Source organism: Paenibacillus aurantius (genome assembly GCF_032268605.1).
In the GTDB taxonomy this organism is placed as follows: domain Bacteria; phylum Bacillota; class Bacilli; order Paenibacillales; family NBRC-103111; genus Paenibacillus_AO; species Paenibacillus_AO aurantius.
This window is the reverse complement of the sequence record NZ_CP130318.1, coordinates 2692875-2713619: the sequence shown is the minus strand read 5'-3', so window position 1 is coordinate 2713619 and position 20745 is coordinate 2692875. Positions and strand designations below refer to the sequence as shown.

At 53.7% G+C, this 20745-nt stretch carries 24 protein-coding genes; all 24 read right to left on the bottom strand.

Annotated features, from left to right (window positions below; all coding sequences use genetic code 11):
- Positions 1-170: 170 nt before the first annotated feature.
- Positions 171-656, bottom strand: coding sequence for a hypothetical protein (locus MJA45_RS12300; protein WP_315607542.1), 486 nt, complete (start codon positions 654-656; stop codon positions 171-173).
- Positions 649-1191 carry a DUF6115 domain-containing protein gene (locus tag MJA45_RS12295; protein WP_315607541.1) on the bottom strand — a complete coding sequence of 181 codons (543 nt, stop codon included), beginning with the start codon at positions 1189-1191 and terminating at the stop codon, positions 649-651. The genes MJA45_RS12300 and MJA45_RS12295 overlap by 8 nt, the downstream gene beginning before the upstream one ends.
- Positions 1192-1261: 70 nt before the next feature.
- Positions 1262-2674: a flagellar assembly protein A gene (locus MJA45_RS12290; RefSeq protein WP_315607540.1), complete on the bottom strand. Its 1413-nt coding sequence runs from the start codon at positions 2672-2674 to the stop codon at positions 1262-1264.
- A 22-nt stretch (positions 2675-2696) separates the two neighbouring features.
- Positions 2697-3482 carry a FliA/WhiG family RNA polymerase sigma factor gene (locus tag MJA45_RS12285; protein WP_315607539.1) on the bottom strand — a complete coding sequence of 262 codons (786 nt, stop codon included), beginning with the start codon at positions 3480-3482 and terminating at the stop codon, positions 2697-2699.
- Positions 3483-3497: 15 nt separating this feature from the next.
- On the bottom strand, positions 3498-3917 hold the full coding sequence (locus MJA45_RS12280) for a hypothetical protein (protein ID WP_315607538.1): 420 nt from the start codon (positions 3915-3917) through the stop codon (positions 3498-3500).
- Positions 3918-3920: 3 nt separating this feature from the next.
- Positions 3921-4418, bottom strand: a complete 498-nt coding sequence (locus tag MJA45_RS12275; protein WP_315608006.1) for a chemotaxis protein CheD — start codon at positions 4416-4418, stop codon at positions 3921-3923.
- Complete coding sequence (locus MJA45_RS12270) at positions 4412-5029, bottom strand: chemotaxis protein CheC (protein ID WP_315607537.1); 618 nt, start codon at positions 5027-5029, stop codon at positions 4412-4414. Before MJA45_RS12270 ends, MJA45_RS12275 begins: the two co-directional genes overlap by 7 nt.
- A 5-nt stretch (positions 5030-5034) precedes the next feature.
- Positions 5035-5496: a chemotaxis protein CheW gene (locus MJA45_RS12265; RefSeq protein ID WP_315607536.1), complete on the bottom strand. Its 462-nt coding sequence runs from the start codon at positions 5494-5496 to the stop codon at positions 5035-5037.
- A gap of 29 nt (positions 5497-5525) precedes the next feature.
- Complete coding sequence (locus tag MJA45_RS12260) at positions 5526-7562, bottom strand: chemotaxis protein CheA (protein WP_315607535.1); 2037 nt, start codon at positions 7560-7562, stop codon at positions 5526-5528.
- A 40-nt stretch (positions 7563-7602) separates the two neighbouring features.
- Entirely contained in the window at positions 7603-8682 is a 1080-nt protein-coding gene (locus tag MJA45_RS12255; protein ID WP_315607534.1) for a protein-glutamate methylesterase/protein-glutamine glutaminase, read from the bottom strand.
- A 50-nt stretch (positions 8683-8732) separates the two neighbouring features.
- Positions 8733-9602 carry a MinD/ParA family protein gene (locus MJA45_RS12250; protein WP_315607533.1) on the bottom strand — a complete coding sequence of 290 codons (870 nt, stop codon included), beginning with the start codon at positions 9600-9602 and terminating at the stop codon, positions 8733-8735.
- Positions 9599-10873: a flagellar biosynthesis GTPase FlhF gene (flhF, locus tag MJA45_RS12245; protein WP_315607532.1), complete on the bottom strand. Its 1275-nt coding sequence runs from the start codon at positions 10871-10873 to the stop codon at positions 9599-9601. The genes MJA45_RS12250 and flhF overlap by 4 nt, the downstream gene beginning before the upstream one ends.
- Positions 10870-12903 carry a flagellar biosynthesis protein FlhA gene (gene flhA, locus MJA45_RS12240; protein WP_315607531.1) on the bottom strand — a complete coding sequence of 678 codons (2034 nt, stop codon included), beginning with the start codon at positions 12901-12903 and terminating at the stop codon, positions 10870-10872. The genes flhF and flhA overlap by 4 nt, the downstream gene beginning before the upstream one ends.
- A gap of 17 nt (positions 12904-12920) precedes the next feature.
- Positions 12921-14030: a flagellar biosynthesis protein FlhB gene (gene flhB / locus MJA45_RS12235; RefSeq protein ID WP_315607530.1), complete on the bottom strand. Its 1110-nt coding sequence runs from the start codon at positions 14028-14030 to the stop codon at positions 12921-12923.
- 8 nt (positions 14031-14038) lie between these two features.
- Complete coding sequence (fliR, locus tag MJA45_RS12230; protein WP_315608005.1) at positions 14039-14833, bottom strand: flagellar biosynthetic protein FliR; 795 nt, start codon at positions 14831-14833, stop codon at positions 14039-14041.
- A 13-nt stretch (positions 14834-14846) separates the two neighbouring features.
- The gene (gene fliQ, locus MJA45_RS12225) at positions 14847-15116 is read right to left on the bottom strand and encodes a flagellar biosynthesis protein FliQ (protein WP_315607529.1); all 270 of its coding nucleotides are present in this window, start codon (positions 15114-15116) and stop codon (positions 14847-14849) included.
- Positions 15117-15140: 24 nt separating this feature from the next.
- Positions 15141-15911: a flagellar type III secretion system pore protein FliP gene (gene fliP / locus MJA45_RS12220; RefSeq protein WP_315607528.1), complete on the bottom strand. Its 771-nt coding sequence runs from the start codon at positions 15909-15911 to the stop codon at positions 15141-15143.
- Positions 15901-16374 carry a flagellar biosynthetic protein FliO gene (locus MJA45_RS12215; RefSeq protein WP_315607527.1) on the bottom strand — a complete coding sequence of 158 codons (474 nt, stop codon included), beginning with the start codon at positions 16372-16374 and terminating at the stop codon, positions 15901-15903. Before MJA45_RS12215 ends, fliP begins: the two co-directional genes overlap by 11 nt.
- Positions 16375-16407: 33 nt before the next feature.
- Positions 16408-16770, bottom strand: coding sequence for a response regulator (locus MJA45_RS12210; protein ID WP_315607526.1), 363 nt, complete (start codon positions 16768-16770; stop codon positions 16408-16410).
- Between the two features lie 26 nt (positions 16771-16796).
- Positions 16797-18131, bottom strand: a complete 1335-nt coding sequence (gene fliY / locus MJA45_RS12205) for a flagellar motor switch phosphatase FliY (protein ID WP_315607525.1) — start codon at positions 18129-18131, stop codon at positions 16797-16799.
- Positions 18121-19119: a flagellar motor switch protein FliM gene (fliM, locus tag MJA45_RS12200; RefSeq protein ID WP_315607524.1), complete on the bottom strand. Its 999-nt coding sequence runs from the start codon at positions 19117-19119 to the stop codon at positions 18121-18123. Before fliM ends, fliY begins: the two co-directional genes overlap by 11 nt.
- A 38-nt stretch (positions 19120-19157) precedes the next feature.
- Entirely contained in the window at positions 19158-19622 is a 465-nt protein-coding gene (locus MJA45_RS12195; RefSeq protein ID WP_315607523.1) for a flagellar basal body-associated FliL family protein, read from the bottom strand.
- Positions 19623-19844, bottom strand: coding sequence for a flagellar FlbD family protein (locus MJA45_RS12190; protein ID WP_315607522.1), 222 nt, complete (start codon positions 19842-19844; stop codon positions 19623-19625).
- A gap of 63 nt (positions 19845-19907) precedes the next feature.
- Entirely contained in the window at positions 19908-20738 is an 831-nt protein-coding gene (locus tag MJA45_RS12185; protein WP_315607521.1) for a flagellar hook-basal body complex protein, read from the bottom strand.
- Positions 20739-20745 lie beyond the last annotated feature (7 nt).

Here is a 20745-nt window from a genome sequence, read left to right as displayed (position 1 = left end):
CTCTCGCATCTCCGATCAAAACTCCCTAAGGAGCACCCTTGAACGGATTGATTGACGTGTGTTTTTAACACCATGAGTTAATATATCACAACTGTTGGAGCGATGCAACTGCCCATCCGACAAAACCAAACAAAAGTCCCAAGCCTTCGATAAGGCCTGGGACAAGGGGTTTACGACTTGGGGGGAGGAGCGATTTTGGCGATCACTTCTTCTATAGAAGAGTTGACTTTGAAGGTATACAGTCCGGCTTGAATACGGTTCTCCAGCTTGCCGGCCGCTATCTTCTGCTGGAAGGCAAGCCGGTCCTGTATGACGCCGGATACAAAAAGATATTCCTCGACCTGCGAGAAGCTCATATCTTTATAAAGGAAGATAGTTCTCTCCGGTGCCGAAGGTGCGGGGGCAGTGGTAGGGGCCGGCGTCTGCTCTGCTTTTTTAGCGGCAGCGTTCAGCGCTTCCCAGTCTTTCCGGCTTTCCACCACCAGTCCCTTCTCCGCTGCCTTCGTTTTCAGAGTCTCAACATCGTAGCTCGGCTCCGGATTATTCAAGGCGGTGCGGGATTCGATGGCGGCCGCCCCATTCATCAGCTGGACGAGGAACGCTCCCACCATGAGACCGATCCCCAATCCTTTCAGAAGGCTTCTGTTCTTAAGCACGATTAGCTTCCTCCTGCTTGGAAAGCTGGAGAATCAGCTGTACCTCTCCCTTGTTCATCCCGAGCTTCTTTGCGATCTGCTCCACCGATTTGCCTTCGGCATAAAGCCCGAAAAGCTCACCGTAGCGGCTCTTCAGATCGGCTGCAGGCGGCTCGGGTTGAGGGGAAGGAAGGAGCTCCTCCCGGACTCTCTCTTCGGCCTTAACCATCACTGCTGCAGGCGGAGGTGAGCTTTGGGCTTTCAGCCGTACGCTCTTCAGCTCTTGGGAGAGAGCATGGGAGTGCTTCTCCAGCTGATCGATGCGCGTCTCCAGACGGGCCATCTGCTTCTCCTGCTCCTTTTTCATGACCGCAATCGTCTCCAGAAGCTCCCGGTTCTCTTCCTCGAGTTCCGCTGCGAAGCTTCCCATCGTATCTTCCATGTCTTTCAGAAGGGAAGCGGAGGACTCGGACGGCTTCGGAGCGAACCGGGAAACAACCAAGAGAAGCAGGCCCAAAAGCACAATATAGATCCAAGCGTAAGTCAAATCCTTCATCCTCTCTTGCAAAACTAATCTCGACATGACGTCCTTTGCAGAAGTGCGCGTCTGATAGGAACCTTACCGGCTAACCCGTCCGGGATCCCATCACGATGTCTCCCTCTTCCAGCCGGAAATGAACCCTCATGACCGTGTCTTTAATAAACCGGGTGGAACGTCCGATCACAAGCTTCGTGCCGCTGTAGATGGTGGAGCCGATTTCTATCCCGGCTTTGTCCGCATCCTCGAGGGACGATTCCAGCTCGTAGATGCGTTCGCGTATTTCGGTCAGCTCCCCGGTATTCTGCCTTCTTGTATTGGTGAGCCTGATTCTAAGTGCCAGCTTGTCGGGCGTGAGCTGACCTGATGCCGCCAGCTGATCCAGAAGAACGAGCGCCTGCTCCGCCTTCTTCAAATTCTCCGAAACCGTCCTCGCCTGCGAGCGCAATTCGATCAGTTCGTTTCGGAGCTCCGGCAGGACGCCTACCTCTATCACGGTTGACGTCGACATCGAGTTGCCTACCGTTCGGGCCTCGACTTTCTCTCCCGCCTGGATAAGACCGCCTACGATCAAGCCCTTGGCTCCCGTACAGATAACATGGCGTCCTGCGCGTACGGTGGAGTGCATGATGCTTTGGTTTACGACAATGTCTTCCACGGCTTCCACCCGGCCGTCCTGGATAAAAGAGCTTCTCACGTTTTTGCCTGCCGTGATGACCCCTTTGTTCTGCCCGAGAAAGCCGGCACCGATCTCAATGGACCCGCCGGCCGTCAGCTCAGCGGCCTCCACACTGCCGGTGATGCGGATATCGCCGGAGGCCTTAACCCGAAACCCGCTCAGCACATTTCCCCGGATAACGACCGATCCGATAAAATCAATGTTTCCGATGTTATAATCCAGATCACCGTTTACTTCATAAATCGGAAAAACATTGATTTTATCCCGGTCGGTACGGGTAAGGACTCCATCAATAGCCGCATACAAACGCATCTGCTCCGCATCCGTGACGACATTCTTCCCAACCTTGAACCGGACCTCCCGTCCTTTCTTGGGGGAGATGGAATCGCCGGTGACGGTAATGCCCGCCGTTCCTTCCTCCGGCAGAAACCTTTGGGCCAGCAGTTCTCCCTTTTGGATATTATAAATTTTGGTTAGTTCCTTATAATCCACCGTTCCGTCTTCCAGCTCCATCGGTTTGTGGTGGTCGTTGTCCAAATCGTACTTGTAGTCGATGCGGCCGTTTTTCCCGTTCTTGGGAGGAACCCCGCATGCCACTACCATCTTTTGGTTCACGAAGGCTTGAGGAGCGGCGGCGATAGCCGCCAGGGTGTCCTGCTGAAGACCGTAAACTACTCCTTTTTTCTCTAGCAGCTCTTCAAGCTGAACCCGGCTGCACAGGAACGCGTCATCCCAAGAGGTTAGATGAAGATAAGCCTGCAACCGATCGTCGGTTAGCGTGATCTGAATATAATTCTCTAACGGAAGTTCTGTTCCGCTCATATTCGTTCTCCTTAGCTTCTTTCTAATTTTGGAATAGTTGGCCTTTAAAACGGCCCAAGGAGCCCCTGAGTCTCAGAATAGCCTTCGAGTGCAGCTGGGAGATGCGGGACGGAGACAAGCTCATGACCTCTGCAATCTCGCTTAGCGAGAGCTCCTCGAAATAAAACAGGGAAACCACGGTTCTTTCTTTTTCCGTAAGCTTGTCTATGGCTTTGGCGAGGGTATCCTTCAGGTATACCTCGTTAACTTTGTAATCGGGATTTTTGGCCGTCTCGTCGACCAGAAGGGACAAGCGGGTCTCCGCCTCTTCTTCTTTAATAGGATCGTCAATCGAGCAGACGGACGTGATCGCGATATCGTTAACCATTTGCTGAAAGTCCCCTTCCGAAACCTGAAGGTATTCGCTTATTTCCGCATCCGTCACCGACCGCAAATACTTCTGCTCCAGCTTCTGGTAGGCATCCTCAATCTTCTTCGCTTTTTCCCTGACGGAACGAGGGACCCAGTCTCCCTGGCGCAGCCCGTCAATCACCGCGCCGCGGATCCGCCAGGAAGCGTACGTTTCGAATTGAAGCCCCCGGGTATAGTCGAATTTGTCAATCGCGTCAATCAGGCCCATTATACCATAGCTGGACAGGTCGTCCCGCGATATGTTTTTGGGTAAGCCGATGGCCAACCGGTTGGAAACAAAGTCGACAAGCGGAATGTACTGCTCGATGAGACTTTTTTTGGCCTCGGTCGAGCCCTCTTCTTTCCACTGCTTCCAGAGAGGCAAATTGGATAAGGGGGAATGCTTGACTTCCTTCATTAAAGAATCACCACCTTATTCTTCTGAAATATGGCGTACGGCCTTCGCCAGTTCCTCGGGATCTAGAGTCTTGGTTGCAAGCTTCGGCGGCTTCAGCGGAGTGAACACGTCCGTGTCTTTCGAAGAATCCCCCTGCGGGGTCAACAGCTCCTTCAGGGAGCCAGGGTCCTCCGGTGTCGTTATATCCAAGCTTCTTCCTTTGTGGGAATCCTGCTCCTCCTGACGGTATCCGCTGCTTGGAGAAGATTCTTTTGGCGGAGCAAGAAGGACCGATAGAACGAATCGGATCAGAAACATAAGGAAGAAAAAGAACACCCCGCACAGGACCGCCCGGATCAAGGAAGTAGTCCAAACGTTGCGGGATAAGGATAAAAGCAGGGTAACCCCGAACCCGAAGACGGCAAAGGCCAGATTCCAGCTGATCCTGCCCTTCATGATTTACAATTCCTTGCTGCCCTTTTGCACACTGCGCACCGATAAGACACCCGTCGAACAGTCAAATTCAATGGTTCGTCCATGGTTCCCTCCCGTGTCTTCCGCCATAAGCGGGATTGCGTATTTGCTCAGCATGGTTTTGCACGATTCCGCGTTTCTCGGTCCGATCCGCATGCTGTCGCTTCCGGTCGAGAAGGCAAACATCTGGGACCCGCCCGCCATTTTGGATTCCAGTCTCTTTACAGAGGCTCCCCGGCTGACCATTAACCGGATGAGCTCGGGAATGGCGGTGTCCGCATACTTCGCCAGATTTAGCTGACCTTCTCTCGCAATATCGGAGGAAGGAAGCATGATGTGCGCCATCCCCCCCACCCGGCTCTCGGGGTCGAACAACGTAACTCCCACGCAGGAACCCAGCCCGGCTGATTTCAGAACGTCCGGTTGGGCGGCCACCTGCAGATCAGCCATTCCGACCTTAATCAGATTGGACGACTTCATGATGTGACTCCCAATGCAGAGAACAGAACATCGAAGGAATCGGGATCCGGTATGAGAAAGAATCGGCCTTCGACTTCCTCTTCCCCGTTCAGAAACTTGGTGTCGATGAACAAGGCGTGGTCCCCCATCTGCCCGTGCTGGAGCAGCCCGTAGCTTAGGATGGCACCGGCCATATCCATGGCGAGAGCCGGAACCGTAGGGGCCATGTTGAGCTTGGTTAAGTCGGCGAGAGAGCTTAAATAGGAACCGGCCAGAATGTTGCCGATCTCGTTCAGAGCCGATAACTCCATATCGGTAAAACCGTCTTCTTTCTCGGTTTCCATCCCGGCTAGGTTCCGAAGAAGTCCTTTGGCGGATTCTTCGGATAAGATAAAAAACATATTCCCCGGTGTTTCGCCCTCTACCCTTAAGTAAATGGCCACCACCACTTCCTCCGCGCCGCCGACACTTTCCGAAATGCCTTCGAAGGGAACGAGGCGGACCTGGGGAACCAGCATGTCCACCGGTTTATCGAGCAGATTGGATAACGCGGTCGCTGCATGACCCGCGCCGATATTGCCCACTTCCTTTAGAACGTCCAATTGAAATTCGGCGAGTGGCTTCCATTCCTTCACGCGGCCTAGTCCTCCAGGTGCTCCAGCTGAATAATCTCTTTCCGGTTGAGTACTTCCGATAGATTCAGAAGGACCAGGATGCGGTCATCTCCGATCCGGGCAATTCCGCGTAAATATTTGGCCCGGATTCCTCCTACTAATTCAGGAGCTTCGCTGATCGAATCGGAGTCCACGTCGATGACATCATTGGCGGAATCCACAATCAGCCCGACCTCCAGGTCATTGACCGCGACGATAATAATTCGGGTGTTATCGGTGTATTCGCTGGTTTCCAAGCCGAATCGTTCCCTCAAGTCGATGACGGGCACCACCACTCCCCGGAGGTTGATGACACCGCGAATAAAGGCCGGCGTCTTGGGCACCCGCGTCATGGGTTGCATTCGTTCGATCGTCTTTACCTTCTCTACCTCTACGCCGTATTCTTCACGGCCCAATGCAAATACGATTACCTTCAACTCTTCTGCCATGCTGAACCCCTCCATCACTATAATGGTCCTTACTTGATCAATGCGTTCGGATCCAGGATCAAAGCGACCTGGCCATCGCCAAGGATGGTTGCTCCCGATATGGAAAACACTTGAGTCAAATAGCTGCCTAAGGACTTAAGGACAATTTCCTGCTGCCCGATAAACTCATCCACGATTAGGGCAGCCTGTCTGTCCCCTTTGCGGATAATCACCATGTTGACCTCTGCTCTTCCCGCTTCATCATGTTTGGGCACATCCAAAACCTCCTCAAGCGACAGAACCGGCACCACGGCCTTCCGGTAATCCATCAGCTTGTTGCCGTGCACCGAACGGATTCTGTCCGCCGGAACGGCAGCCGTTTCAACGATGGAGGACAGCGGGATGGCATATTTCTCCTGGCCAACGCGAACCAGCATCGCCGCAATGATGGATAGGGTGAGCGGAAGCTGGACGGAAAACTTCGTTCCGAGTCCCCATTTGGAATCTATCCCGACATGTCCGCCTAAGGACTGGATCTTCGTCTTCACCACGTCCAGACCGACGCCTCTTCCGGAAATATCCGAAATCTTGTCGGCGGTGCTGAAGCCCGAGGCAAAGATCAGCTGCTGCACCTCGTCATCCGCCATTTTGGCCGACTGCTCCTTGGTGATGACCCCGTTCTTGATCGCGGTCTGAAGAACCTTCTCGCGGTTGATGCCCCGGCCGTCTTCTTCGATCTCGATAAAGACGTGGTTGCCGCTGTGAAAAGCTCGGAGATGAATGGTTCCCGTTTCGTTCTTTCCAGCCGCTATCCGTTCCGATACCGTCTCGATTCCATGATCGACCGCGTTTCGCAGCAGGTGAACAAGCGGATCCCCGATTTCATCGATAACCGTACGGTCCAGCTCGGTCTCTGAGCCGGTGACGACCAGATCCACCTTCTTGTCCAAGGACTTGGCAATATCTCGGATCATTCTGGGGAAGCGGTTGAAAACCGTTTCGACCGGAACCATGCGGAGCTTAAGGACAATGTTCTGCAGGTCACTGCTGACCCGGGACATATGCTCCACGGTTTCCACGAGATCGCTGCGGCGGATTTCCGCTGCCAGCTGCTCCAGTCTTACCCGGTCGATCAGAAGCTCGCTGAACAGGTTCATCAGCGTATCCAAGCGTTCGATATCCACGCGGATGGTCCGGCTTGCCACCGGGGCATTCGTCTGAGCGGCCGCCGGTCTGGCCGGTGCCGCCGTGGCTGCGGCGGCTTGTGCCTTGGCTTCCTGAAGCTCGGCGGCGGCTGCAGGAACAGACGATTCCGCCGGCTGCGCCCAACCCTTGAGCGAGTCGGAATCGAGACCGGCCGCGGACGCCGATTCAATCTCCGATACGCCAGTGATGCTTTCCTCCAAGGTTTGTCCATCCACCTGCGTAACGAAATAGACGGTGAAGGTGCGGTCGAATTTCTCTTGTTCGATTTCTTCGACAGAAGGAATCGATTTGACGACCTCTCCGCTCTGTTCCAGCACGTTAAAGACCATATAGGCACGGGCGGCCTTCAAGACACAATTTTCCTGAACGGCCACCTGGATGCGGTAGACGTGAAACCCTGATGCGAGAGACTGCTCGAGGATGGAAAGCTGAAAATCATCGAGCTCCCCTCCCGGGCTAAAGCCGGCAGCTGATGCTGGTGAAGCTTCCCCCTTACCGTAATCGCCGCTTACGATAGACTTGAGGGCGAGGACAATTTCGGTGACATCGGCTTTCCCGGTGCCTCCCCCGATGATATCCTGAACCATAGCCTCGAGAGCATCCGTGCTCTTGAACAAACAATCGAAGATAAACGAATTCATCGCGAGCTTGTGGTTCCTTACAAGATCCAGAACGTTCTCCATCTCATGCGTAAGAGAGGCCAGATCCTCAAAGCCCATCGTAGCCGACATTCCTTTCAGGGTATGGGCGGAACGAAAAATGGTATGAACGATCGACGTATCTTCAGGATTCTGTTCGAGACCGAGCAAGTTCTCGTTGATGGCCTGCAGATGTTCGGTGGATTCATCGATAAACATGGATAGATATTGATTGAGTTCCAACTAAAGCACCCCCGCTAATATTCAAAGCTTGTCCTTGCGGCTATCTTCTGTCGATCCCATCCTCCGTCAGGCGGACCAGATGGGAGGCGATTCGGGGAAGAGGCTGAACATGCATCGCCCCGTTTAGATGGACCGCCGCCCTCGGCATTCCGTAAACCACACACGACTCTTCGGATTCCGCTGTCGTGGAAAAGGCTCCTGCCTGGCGCAACGCGAGCATTCCCTTCGCTCCGTCGCTTCCCATGCCTGTCATCAGGACGATATGGCGCTTCAGTCGGCGGAATGGAAGCAGCGATTCAAACAGATAGTCAACCGAAGGCCGGTGACCCATGCGGGGCTCCTCCTCCGTAAGCTTGATCCGGAAATGTCCGCCATTCTCCTGAACCATCGCCATATGATAGCCTCCCGGCGCAAGGAGAACCTTTCCCCTTTCCACCCCTTCCCCGTCCTCCGCTTCCTTCACAAGAAGGGGAGAAACGGCATTAAGCCGGTCCGCCAGAGACTTGGTGAATTTGGGCGGCATATGCTGCACCACAAGGACCGGTGCCGGGAAGTCGGCGGGAAGACCGGAAATGACGGCATGGAGGGCTCTTGGCCCTCCGGTTGAGGTTCCCATGGCGACCAAATGCTCGAAGGACCCCTCGGGGCTGGTTTCTTTTATCTGTCGCACCCGAGGAAGGACCGGCTCCGGCGCCGCGTCCTGCACCCAAGCAGGAAGGACTTTGGAGTGTACGGCGGCCAAGAGCTTCTCGTGAAGCAGCTCTCTCACTTTATGCAGATCGAACGAAACGGAGCCGGATGGCTTCTGGAGGAAATCGACGGCTCCTCGTTCCAAGGCTTTGACCGTTTCCATGGCCCCTTCCTGAGTCAGGCTGCTGAGCATAATGACCGGTGTCGGCTTCTCCTTCATAATCAGAGCCAGGGCCTCAAGGCCATCCATAACGGGCATCTCCACATCCATGGTGATGACGTCGGGGTTCAGCTCCTTGACCTTCTCAAGGGCTTCCCGCCCGTTCTTGGCCGTTCCCGCCACATGGAAACGCGAATCTTCTCCGACCATATCGGAAATGATTTTGCGCATAAAGACCGAATCATCCACCACCAGCACTTGATAAGCCATAGAATCCCTCCTTCTCAGCTGTCTATCTATCCTTGTGCAGGCCAAGCGGATTATTTAAGCAGCCGGATCATCCGATGCAGAAAGCCCTTTACCCCACCGGTGTGGACCGGCTCCATTTGCTGGCCCTTGATAAAATGATCGACCAGCTCCTCCAGGCTTCGGGCGGCCGGGCTGCCCGGAAACGCTACGGTGAACGGGGTCTGCTTCTTCACGGCTTTGGTTACCGAGCTGTCATCCGCCACATAGCCCAGGATGGGAATATCCAGCTGCAGAAACCGCTTCGCCACAAGACGGATCTTATCCGCCGTCTGAAGCCCTTCCCGGTCATCCGATACCCGGTTGATTACGAGCCGGAAGGGAACGTTTTTCTCCTCGCTGTGAACCATTTTGATAATGGCATAGGCATCGGTGATGGAAGTCGGCTCGGGTGTGGTGACCACGAACGTTTCATGAGCGGCGAGAATAAATTTTAAAGTTTCTTTGGAAAGCCCGGCTCCGGTATCAAACAGAATAAAATCGACATGACCGTTCAGCTGGCTGATCTGATCCGAGAAATAATCGAGCTCGCTGTCCTTTAACCGCAGCAGATCGGTAAAACCGGAGCCTCCCGCAATGAACCGCAGCCCGTGCGGCCCTGTCTGGATGATGTCCCAGATGTTTTTTTCCTTCTTGAGAAGGTGATACAGGCTGTACGGAGAAGCCACTCCCATGAGCACGTCGATATTGGCCAACCCAATATCCGCATCGAAGATGAGCACCTGGTAGCCCCGCTTCTGTAGAGTTAAGGCAAAATTCAAAGTGAAGTTGGACTTTCCCACTCCCCCTTTTCCGCTCGTCACCGTGATGACCCGTGTGTTCTTAACAGAGGAAGCCTGCCGCGTTAGAATTAAATTTCTTAAGCTTTGAGCCTGGTCACTCATGACAGATCCTCCAGAAGAAGCTCGGCCAGCCGGTTAACATCCGCCGGAACGATATCGTCCGGAACGTTCTGTCCGTTGGTCAAATAGGACAGCTGGAGAGGAAAATCATTAACGAGGTTAACCACCGCACCGTACGAATCGGTTTCATCCATTTTGGTGAAGAGCACTTTATCCAGTTTGAATTTCATGAAGTTCTCGGCGATCACTTTCATGTCTTTGTATTTGGTGGTCAAGCTTAGAACCAGAATCGTTTCGCTTCTCCCCTTGGTCTGCAAAAGCGCGTTCAGCTCGGAGACATACATTTCATTGCGGAAGTTTCGGCCGGCGGTGTCCATGAAAATCATGTCACAATGGGCAAGCTTCTCGAACGCCTTATGCAGATCCTGTGGAGAGAAGACTACCTCCAGAGGGACGTTAAGGATGGTGGCGTAGGTCTTCAGCTGTTCGACGGCCGCGATCCGATACGTATCCGAGGTGATGAACCCGACCTTGCGCTGGTGCTTGAGAACCTGCTCGGCGGCCAGCTTGGCGATCGTCGTCGTTTTGCCGACACCGGTAGGACCGACGAAATGAACGATTTGCGTATGGGGCGAAATCTGCTCCCCTTTTCGTCCTCCCATTCGTTCCTTCAGAAGAGCAGAGGCGTTCTCCCGAACGGTTTCTTCCGTCCATTCCACGCCCTCCCTCTCTTCCGCTTCCAGGCAGTCCACAATATGCTCCGCGAGATCCGGGCGGATTTCCTGCTCCAGGAGCCGGCTGTGCAGCCGTTCTAAGAGCGGATGGCGGGCAGGAGATCCGGAATCCGTTCTGCGGGAGAGTCGGGTGACCATCTCCTTCATCTGGCGGATCTCCTCCAGCAGGGTCTCTTCACTTCCTGAAGAACGGCCTCCGTTTCGCTGCGGAATCCCGGTAAGAGCCGCCGTCTCTCCCTCCGTAAGGACATCAGGCACGTAAGGCAGTCTTTGCTCAAACGCAGCGGCCGCGGGGTCAGGCCGCTTGGGGAGCGGGGGTACCCGTGTTTCCTCGGCTTGCTGCCGAAACGGCAGCGAAACGGCAGGAGGAGGGAACGCAGGCGGCACAGATGGCGCAGCCGCAGGGGCGGATGAATCGGTGGCGGCCACCACTTCGATCCTCTTCTTCCCGAACATCCCGAGAAACCCTCCGGTACGGATTTCTTTCGTATTGATGATAACGGCGTCTTTCCCCAGCTCGTTCCTTATTTGCTGTAGAGCATCCGGCATGGAGTCCACCACATATCGTTTAACTTTCACAGGTTAACCACTCCCATGCTTTGGATTTCTACGCTTGGCTCCAGTTCACTGTAAGACAGCACCGGGATATCCTGCATCGTTCTTTCCAGCAGCTGCCTCAAATACATGCGAATGGTCGGCGACGTCAGAATAACCGGCTGCTGGCCCGTTTGGATGGCTTTGCTCACCTGCTCATTGAGACGGTGATAAATGATCTGGGAGGAGGACGGGTCCAGCGCCAAATAAGAGCCTTGCTCGGTCTGCTGAACCGCCTCCGCTATTTTCTTCTCTAGAGAAGGCCCTACCGTAATGACTTTAAGGGAATCCCCCCTGTCGGAATACTGCAGGGTGATTTGCCTGGAAAGCGCCTGCCGGACGTATTCGGTCAGAATATCGGGATCCTTCGTATAAGTTCCATAATCGGCGAGGGTCTCGAGGATGGTTACCATGTCCCGCACCGATATTTTTTCCCGAAGCAGCTTGGCGAGCACCTTCTGGATGTCTCCGATGGAAAGGATGCTCGGGATCAGTTCATCCACCAAGGCCGGGTACGACTCCCTCACATTGTCCACCAACGCTTTCGTCTCCTGGCGTCCCAGAAGCTCATAGGAATGCTTTTTGATGATTTCCGTCAGATGAGTGGCCACGACGGACGGCGGATCGACCACCGTATAGCTGGCAAGCTCGGCTCTTTCCTTGGTCGCTTCATCTATCCAGAGGGCCGGGAGGCCGAACGCAGGTTCCGTCGTTTCGATACCGGTTACGGAATCGTCGTCGAAGCCCGGGCTCATGGCCAAGTAGTGGTTTAGGAGAAGCTCTCCTCCGGCCACGGTGTTACCTTTGATCTTGATGACATATTCATTCGGCTTCAGCTGAATGTTATCCCGGATGCGGATGACCGGCACGACGATCCCGAGCTCCAGGGCGCACTGGCGGCGGATGAGGATGATCCGGTCCAGAAGGTCTCCTCCCTGCTGCGTATCCGCCAGAGGGATAAGCCCATAGCCGAACTCAAATTCAATGGGATCGATCTGCAGAAGCGAAATGACACTCTCGGGGCTGCGCACCTCTTCGATCTGTTGTTCCTCCTCCATCTGCTCCTCTTCGGCCTGCTTGCGGCTGAGATTGGTCTGCATGCGGCGCGCCGAGATGACCAGAACGATGGCGAGCGGATAGGTGGCGGTAGGTCCGATCGGCGTAAAGGTCCCGAGCACGAACACGGTGGCGGCGACCACGTACAGCAGCTTGGGATAGGCCAAGATTTGACCGGTAATATCGGAGGCCAGGTTTCCTTCCGATGTAGCGCGCGTGACGATAAGTCCGGCCGCCGTGGAAATAAGCAGCGCCGGAATTTGGCTGACGAGGCCGTCCCCGATGGTCAGCTTGGAGAACAAGGCGGCCGATTCGGCTGCGGATTTGTTAAGAAAGAGCATTCCGATGATCAGCCCGCCGATCAGGTTAATGATCAGAATGACGATACCCGCAATGGCATCTCCTTTTACGAATTTGCTCGCTCCATCCATCGCTCCGTAGAAGTCCGCTTCATTCTCAATCTTCTTCCGCCGTTCCCGGGCCTGCTGCTCGTTGATCATTCCGGCATTCAGGTCTGCATCAATGCTCATCTGCTTACCGGGCATGGCATCGAGGGTGAACCGGGCTGCGACCTCCGCCACCCGCTCGGAGCCCTTGGTGATTACGATAAATTGGACGATGACTAGAATAAGGAAAACAACGAAACCGACGACCAGGTTATCCCCGGCGACAAAAGACCCGAACGTTTCCACCACATGTCCGGCCTCGCCCTTGGACAAAATGTTCCGCGTCGTGGACACGTTTAGTGCCAGCCGGAATAAGGTCGTAATCAGAAGCATGGACGGAAAAATGGAGAACTGCAGGGCGTCCGTCGTGTTCATGGCGACCAGAAGAATCATCAGGGCCAGGGAAATATTAATGACGAGCAGGACGTCCAGCATGACGGTTGGAATGGGAACGACCATCATTAGAACGATTCCGATAATCCCGACCAGTACAAACAAATCTCTTGGCTTCATAACCGACGTCTCCTTCTCTACTTGCTTCTGCCTTTCAGCTTATATACGTAAGCCAATACTTCCGCTACCGCTTGGAAAAGATCGGCCGGTATGGACTGGCCGATCTCCACCTGGTCGTGAAGGGCCCGCGCGAGCGGCCGGTTCTCCATCAGGACGATTCCGTGCTCCCTTCCGACTTCCTTGATCTTCTGGGCGATGAAATCCGTTCCTTTGGCGAGCACCTTCGGCGCCTCCATCCCCGATTCATACTTGATGGCAATCGCATAGTGCGTCGGGTTCGTGATGATGACATCCGCCTTGGGAACATCCTGCATCATCCGCTGCATGGCCATCCGGCGCTGGCGTTCTTTGATTTTGCCTTTCACCAGAGGATCGCCTTCGGATTTTTTATATTCGTCTTTGATGTCCTGCTTGGACATCTTCAGATTTTTTTCATGTTCATAGCGTTGGTACATGTAGTCGAATGCGGCCAGTACGATGAGAATGAGGCCGATTTTGATTCCGAGCTGAACGGTCAGGCCGGAGACGAAGCTCATCGTATTCGCAAGCGGCATTCGGGACAGGCCCAGGATCTGGTCCTTGCTTCCCATGATGGTGCTGTAAACCACAACGCCGATCACCGCCAGCTTGAGAATGGACTTTAGGAAATCCACCGCCGTTCGGAGACTGAAGATCCGTTTGGCTCCTTCAAGCGGGTTGATCTTATTGAATTTCATAAGGAGCGGATCTCCTGTGAACAGGATGCCGATCTGCAGGTAATTGCCCACGAGGGCGATCAGAACGGCGACGAGAAAAATGGGAGCAAGCAACAGCAGGCTCTCCACCAGCAAATTGCCGAATAAGGAGTTGACGTTCGAGATGGTAACCTCCATCCCCATGTAATCATGGAACGTTACGCGAAAGAGTTTGATGTATTTCTCCTTCATGAATCCGCCGAACAGAATAAAAGCAAGAAAGCAGAAAAACAGGATGAAAGCCCCGGGCAGCTCCATGCTTTTGGCGACCTGCCCTTTTTTTCTCGCCTCCTGGCGCTTCTTGGGGGTAGCAGGCTCCGTCTTCTCCCCGGAAAAAAGCTGAAGATCCAATCGATAGCGATACGCTGACACTAGCTTCCTCCCTGTCTTCATGTACTCTCTTACGGCTGTGCGGGAGGGGCTCCCCCCAGCAGCTGAATCATGCTGCGGACTTCGTCGATCATATCCTGGAAAAGATCCGAGAAAAGGGGACTGAAGCCGGGAATGAGCAGGATCAGAATCATCAGCCCAACCAAAATTTTAAGCGGCATGCTAAGGACGAAAATATTGAACTGCGGCGCCGTCCGGGCGAGGATCCCGAGCCCCACATCGACCAGGAACAAGGCGACCACCAGCGGGGCGGCCATCTGAAAAGCGAGCTCGAAAGCGGTGGAGAGAGAACGGACCAGGAACTCCGTGACGCCTCCCTGATAAAGCCGCTCAAAGGCTTGGTTATCCAGCGGCACCCATTGGTAGCTGTCGATGATGGCGGAAAACAGATAATGATGCCCGTTGAAGGCCAAGAACAGTACCGTCGCCAGCATATATTTCAAGTTTCCCAAAATGGGACTTCCCGCCCCGGTCATCGGGTCGATGATGTTGGCGATGCTGAAGCCGATTTGGATATCTACAAAAGATCCCGCAATCTGCACGGCCGCAAAAAAAACATAAGCAACGAAGCCGAGCAGCAGACCGATTAGCGTTTCTTTAAGGATGGAAAGGACATAGTTCCCGTCCATCGGGACTGGCGCTCCGCTAACCAGAGTCAACACGATTAGGGAGACGAAAAAGGAAATCCCCAGCTTGAAGGGAGTTGGGACGTTGCGGGCGGAAAACACCGGTGCCGCGACAAAAAACGCCGCAATTCGACAGAAAACAAGCAGAAAGGATGGAAAAGCCTGCAGGATCGGCTCGATGTTCACTCAACCCCTAACCTATATATTTGTAGAGGTTCCCAAGCAGATTGGAAGTGAAATCCGCCAAGGTGGTGAGAATCCATGGCCCGAACAGCAGCAGCACAAGCAGTACGGCGATAATTTTGGGAACAAAAGCTAACGTCTGCTCCTGGATTTGGGTGGTCGCCTGGAAAATGCTGATCACGAGACCGACCACCAAGGCGGCGATCAGCATCGGCGCACTGGTTTTTAATACGGTATAAACCGCCTCGCCCGCCAGACGGATAACAAAATCGGAAGCCATGACTCTACTCCTTCGTAAGGTCGATCAAGTATTAAAGCTGAGCAGGAGCGATTTAACAATCAGGTACCAGCCATCGACCAGAATAAAGAGCAGGATTTTGAACGGCAGGGAAATCATGACCGGTGGAAGCATCATCATTCCCATCGCCATCAGCGTGCTGGAGATGATCATGTCGATCACCAGAAAAGGAATGAAGATCATAAAGCCCATCTGAAAAGCCGTCTTCAACTCACTTATGGCGTAAGCCGGGATGAGTGCCGTAAGCGGCGTGTCTTCCACCCCAGCCGGGGCTGCTTTGGCATAATCCAGGAACAGCTTGAGGTCCTGCTCACGCGTCTGCTTGATCATGAACTGCTTCATCGGACCCGCCGCCTTCTCCAATGCCTGGGTCTGATTGATCTCTCCCTTAAGGTACGGCTGGAGCGCTACTTGATTGACTTCCCCCAAGGTCGGCGACATGATAAACAATGTCAGAAACAAGGCCAAACCGATCAGCACCTGATTGGGAGGCATCTGCTGGGTTCCAAGCGATGTCCGTACAAACCCCAGCACGATCACGATTCGGGTAAAGCTCGTCATAAGCACCAGAATCGAGGGGGCCAGGCTTAGCACCGTAATCAGAAGGATGATGGAGATGGTGCTGGAGCCTCCTGCCCCGCCGTTCCCGATTCCGATATTAATATCCGGAATGGGATTCACCGTGCCGGTTTCGCCTGCCGCCGAAGCGGTGGACAGGAATCCTAACGAAAGAAGCAGGAGGGCGGGGACGAGCAGCATCCATTTCCTACTCTTCATGCTTTTTCCACCGTTCTTCTAGACTTTCTTCCTGGATCAATTCCTCTACCCTCTTTTTTCGATTCGGCAGAGACTGCATCTTTTGCCGGAATACCTGCTGGAAGGTCGGCAGCTCCTCTTCCCGGGAGCGGGATGCTGTCGTCATCCCCTGGATCCATTTCATCAAGGAAGCCGGGCTCCGGTCTGCCGACCGGCCGCCCATCATATGATCCCGGATATACTCCGCTTCTTCCTCGTCCTCAATGATCGAAATCAGGTTAATGCTATCCCCTACTCCGAGAACATACAGCTTGCGACCGATCTCCACGATCTGGACCGATTTGTTTTGTCCGAGCGGAACCCCTCCCAGCGGTTTTACCGAACGTCCCGCCAGCATGCTTTTATTTTTTTGCGCGAGAAGCTTAACTATGACATAGAACAAACCGATAATAAGGAGGAGATAGAAAACGACCTTAACGATCATGGTGAGATTGCTGGTTTCGATAACGGCAACACCTTATCCCAAAGTTTTCTTAATCGCTTCGATAACCCGGTCAGCCTGGAAGGGCTTGACGATAAAATCTTTCGCGCCCGCTTGAATGGCGTCGATAACCATCGCCTGCTGGCCCATGGCCGAGCACATGATGACCTTCGCGTTCGGATCCAGCTTCTTGATTTCCTTCAGGGCGGCAATCCCGTCCATCTCCGGCATCGTAATGTCCATCGTGATCAGGTCCGGCTTGACTTCCTTGAACTTCTCGATGGCCTGCGCCCCGTCATTCGCCTCTCCTACTACGTCATATCCGTTTTTCGTCAGAATATCGCGGATCATCATCCTCATGAATGCTGCATCATCAACAACTAGAATCCGGTTAGCCATGGTAAACCATTCCTCCTGAAATATGTCTATTGTAGTTTTTGAATCCGATCCCACTGGTTGATAATGTCGGTTACCCGAACGCCAAAGTTCTCATCGATGACGACAACCTCTCCTTTGGCGATCAATTTGTTGTTCACCAGAATATCGACCGGCTCTCCCGCCAGCTTGTCCAGCTCGATAATAGAGCCTTGCGAAAGATCCAATATGTCTTTAATAACCTTGTGGGTTCTTCCCAGCTCTACTGTGACCTTAAGCGGAATGTCGAGCAGCAGATTGAGATTCGTTTCGTCGGCACGGCCGGCGAAACCGGGGGTAAAGCTGCTGAACTGGGCCGGCTGCACGTTCACGTTCCGGTTCGCAGCTTCTCCGTAAGAAGCCGGCGGAGGCGGCGTCGGATAACCCTGCTGGGCCTGTACTCCGTACCCGTAAGCCGGATCCGGAGGATAATACGCAGCCGGCTGCGGAGGATATCCCGGAGGCTGTTGCTGCATGGGCGGTTGATACATAGGCTGCTGCACAGGCTGCTGATATACCGGCTGCTGGGCGGCGGGCTGCTCGGGAGCATCGGCTTTGGCGGCGGCCGGAGGCTGCTGCTGAGGTGCTGGAGCAGGTACTTCCATACGAGGCTCTTCGAATCCTCCGGGAATGGCGGACTCGTCTGCATCTCCGCCTCCCATCAGGATATTGACCATGTTTTTGGCAAAGGAAACGGGAAGAAGCTGCATGATGTTGCTGTCAATCAAATCCCCAATCGTGAGACGGAAAGAAACTTTAATAAAGACATCTTCCTCCGGAAGGTTGTCCTGACCTCCGTCGCCAGCCAAATCCAGAATGTCAATCCCGGGAGGAGAGATATTCACCAGCCGGTTAAAAATAGTCGACATGGAGGTGGCCGAGGAGCCCATCATCTGATTCATGGCTTCCTGAACGGCGCTGATGTGGATCTCCGACAGCTCGGCTTCCTGGGTATTCGTCCCGTCTCCTCCCATCATCAGGTCGGCTATAACTTTGGCGTCATTCGTTTTGATGACGAGAAGATTGATGCCGTGGAAGCCGTCTACATAGTTAACGTGCACGGCCACATGCGGCTTCGGAAACTCGAACTTTAATTCGACTTTGGAAATAACCGACACTTGAGGAGTGGTAATCTCCACTTTTTTACCGAGTAGAGTGGACAATGCCGTTGCTGCACTTCCGAAGGTAATGTTCCCAATCTCGCCAAGGGCATCCTGTTCGAGCGAGGTTAAATAATGGTCTACATGGGGGGAACCCGGCTCGGAAGCTGCCCCTCCGTCATCCGACGTCTGCCTCAGCAGGGCGTCAATCTCCTCCTGCGACAAATAGTCTTTGTTATTCGTCATGCTCTTCCACCTCTTCCGTAACAATATCCGTAATCTGTATGGCTACCTTGCCTTTTAGCGTCCCCGGGCTTCCCATGTACTTGATTTTGTCACCCACTTTGATGTGCAGCCCCTCTTCAACCGGCTTGTTCAGCGAAATGACATCCCCCGGAGCAAGACCGAGAAATTCCCGGACGGACAGATGCGATTCCCCCAGCTCCGCTATGATCGGCAGCTTGGCCATGTTTACCCGGGCGTGCAGAGCTTCGCTTTCTTCCGGCGTCTTGCTCTTCTTGTGGGTGACGAACATATGATGAACGGACAGGCGCTGCATGATGGGCTCGATCACCACATGAGGGATACAGAGGTTGATCATTCCGCTTGTGTCACCAATCTTGGTACTGAGGGAAATCAGAGCAATCGTATCGTTAGCCGAAGCAATTTGCATGAATTGAGGGTTGGTTTCCAACGCCTCCATTCTTGGCGTCAGATCCATGACCGTCTTCCACGCCTCCTGCAAGGAATTCAACGCCCTGCTGAAGATTCTTTCCATTATCATGGTTTCGATTTCCGTCAGCGCATGGATTTTGGAGGGCGACACTCCCATTCCGCCAAGCAGACGATCCAGCATGGCAAAGGCAACATTCGGATTGACCTCCAGCACCATCCGGCCTTCAAGCGGTTCCGCCTCAAAAATATTCAGGATGGTCATCTTCGGGATGGAGCGGATGAACTCATCGTATGGAAGCTGTTCGACCTGAACCACGCTGATCTGAACGAACGTCCGAAGCTGTGTCGAAAAATAGGTGGTGAGAAATCTCGCAAAATTTTCATGTATCCTAGTTAAGCTCCGCAGATGATCTTTAGAGAATCTCGTAGCCCGCTTAAAATCGTAAACCCTGACTTTCTTCTCCGTGTCCTCTTTTTTGAGCTCTTCCGCATCCATCTCTCCGGAGGAAAGGGCGGCGAGAAGGGCATCAATTTCATTTTGCGAGAGTACGTCAACCAATAAAGTCACCTCCTTCGAAGCGTCATAGCCGAATTACGCTACTGCACAATCATTTCCGTAATGTAGATTTGGGTGATCTTCCCATCGTGCAGGAAGGAGTTGATTTTGTTCATGAGAAGAGCGGTCAGGTTGTCCTGGCCTTTGCTTCCGGCGATCTGTTCAGCGGTCATGTCGGCCAGCGTCTGATTAAGCACGCCTCTCACTCTGGAATCGACCAGATTCTCGAACTCCGTCTTGCCTTTCTTGTTATTAAGCTCGAAGGCAAAGCTGGCTTTCACCACTTTGTTCTTCTCCGAAAGATTCGTCAAAATTTCTTTTACCGGGACCGTAAGCTCCTTGACTTCGGCAGCCGTCAGCTGCTTCTCTTCCGCTGCCGCCTTAACGCCGGGAACCGTGCTATTGTTCTTGTCCAAATAGTTCCATAGGACGACGAAGGTAACCAGGATCAGGGTAATGACGATCAGCATGGCGATCACGATTTGAAACAATCTGCTCTTAAGCAATTAAGTCCCCTCCGAATCCACACTCTTGATAGTCCCTTGAATGGAGCCGATCGAGCGCATGTAGGTTTCCACCAGGCTGACCACTTCCTGGTTCTTTTCCAGCACCATAATCTTCTTACCGTTGGTTAAGGTAATGACGGTGTCCGGTGTTTCTTCAAGACTCTCAATCAAAATGGCGTTAATGTAAATTTGCTTACCGTTCAACCGGGTAACGGGTATCATGCTTGCCCTCCAGACATTAGCAGCGGGGGCCAGGTTGTCCCCCGCCCGCTAACGGAGTTTAGATTAACGCTTAAGCCCTACAACCTCTTGCAGCACTTCATCCGAGGTGGTGATGATCCGGGAGTTTGCCTGGAACCCACGCTGGGCGATGATCATTTCCGTAAATTCGGAGGTAAGGTCCACGTTGGACATCTCCAGCTGGCCGGTTACAATCGCCCCGGTGCCGTCCGCCGAACTGTTTGCATTGTAGAGGGTCAACTGCCCGCCGCCCGCCGTAGCCGCATCGGCGTTCGGGGTCGTACGGTACAGGTTACCTCCCACTTTCTCAAGACCCGACGGATTGGTCACTTTGGCAATCCCGATAGACGTTTGCACCGTAGGTGCGGCTCCACCAACCGAGGTGATGATATCTCCGTTCGAGGCTATGGAGAAGGAAGTAACACCCGCCAGGTTGATTTCCGCTCCGCCCACATCCAGAACGAACAACCCATCCTGGGTGACCAGGTTGCCATTGGCATCGACTTTGAAGTTACCGTCCCGCGTCAGAAACGGGTCTCCGCCGTTTGCCATATCGGCCTTTACCGCAAAAAAACCGTCTCCGTCAATTCTTAGGTCGGTCGCCACATTCGTCGTCATGGCCGATCCGGGAGTATGGATCGTATCGATGGACCCGATCGCCGAACCGAGGCCGATCTGCTTGGCGTTCACGCCGCCTTGGGTCGTTCCGTTCGGAGCCGTAACCCCGGCGGTCGTCTGGCTGAGGATATCCTTGAAATTCACCCGGCCTGCTTTAAAGCCGACCGTGTTTACATTGGCAATGTTGTTACCAATAACGTCAAGCTTGGTCTGAAAGCCCCGCATACCGGAAACACCGGAGTAAAGAGATCTCAACATATGGGAA